Genomic DNA, 1,199 nt, shown 5'->3' on the forward strand with positions numbered 1-1,199 from the left:
GCGGCGGCGTCTTCGTGGCCGGCGGTGACCGCAAGTCACTGACTCCGGGCCACAACCTCGTGGCGCACAACGAGATCTACAACTTCTCCAAGCTGGCCACCTACACTCCCGCCGGATACATGGACGGCGTGGGCAACACTTTCGCCTACAACCACGTGCACGACGCTCCGCACATGGCGGTCCAGATCATGGGCAATGACATGAAGATCGTGCACAACCGGTTCGAGAACATCGTGACCAATGCGTCCGACCAGGGTGTGATCTACGCGGGCCGCGACTTCACGTATCTCAACAACGAGATCGCGTACAACTACTTCGGCCACATCAACCGGCACGACAACCAGGCCGTCTACATGGACGACGGTGCCTCCGGGCTCGTTGTGCACAACAACTACTTCGAGGACGCCGAGTACGGCCTCTTCTACAATTCGGGGCACAGCAACGTCGCCTTCGACAACGTCTTCAACAACGTCACGAACGTCGGGCACGACAAGCTCTACCACTCCGACGGCCAGAAGCTGCCGGTGTCCAACTCCCAGGTCGTCATAGAGCGCTTCGACGACATGCTGAAGCCCGGTGACGGCACGGGATTCACCAACACCCCCGCCAACGTCCGCACGTGGTACAAGGCCTACGCGCGCCAGTACCCCAACATCAAGGACTGGTACGTGCCCGTCGACAGCGCGGGCCAGGTCTGCTCGGCTATCGGAACCACCGACTGCACCAAGGAGTACGTCTGGGAGAACCCTGACTCCCTCTACGTGCCCTCGCACAACGTGCTGACCCGCTCGGTGCGCATCGGCACCGGCGACTTCGCCTACACCACGGGCGCGCAGGGACAGAACGTCAAGACGTTCAGCCCCGGCTTCGACTCCGTCAGCGTCTTTGGCGATGAGCCGTCGGCCTTCGGCTTCGCCACCGAGACCGGCAAGTTCAGCAAGGCGTCCTCCCTGAACAAGACGCCAGGATTCGGCGAGAAGTGGGTGGCGTCCTGGAACGAGCAGTTCACCCTCGATGGTATCGGCCCGACATCCGGCCTTCGGGAGTGAACCGGTGCCGGGCGCGAGGTTGTGACGACCGATGCGGCCGCTCAACTCGCCGCTCGTGTAGTTCCGTTGTGGCGTGAACGGCACCAGGCCACGCTCGCGCCAAAGCCACGGGAGCCGGTCGTGGGCGCTCCGGTGCGAAAGCACCGGCGG

Annotated in this window: 1 protein-coding gene; it reads left to right on the forward strand. The window is 63.2% G+C overall.

Translation table 11 applies throughout. From position 1 onward, the window contains the following. A partial coding sequence (locus tag BZY54_RS51360) for a right-handed parallel beta-helix repeat-containing protein (RefSeq protein ID WP_167414185.1) occupies positions 1–1,049 on the forward strand: 1,049 nt, incomplete at its 5' end. Positions 1,050–1,199: the final 150 nt, after the last annotated feature.

It is taken from the genome of Streptomyces carpinensis (assembly GCF_002154505.1).
GTDB lineage: Bacteria > Actinomycetota > Actinomycetes > Streptomycetales > Streptomycetaceae > Streptomyces > Streptomyces carpinensis.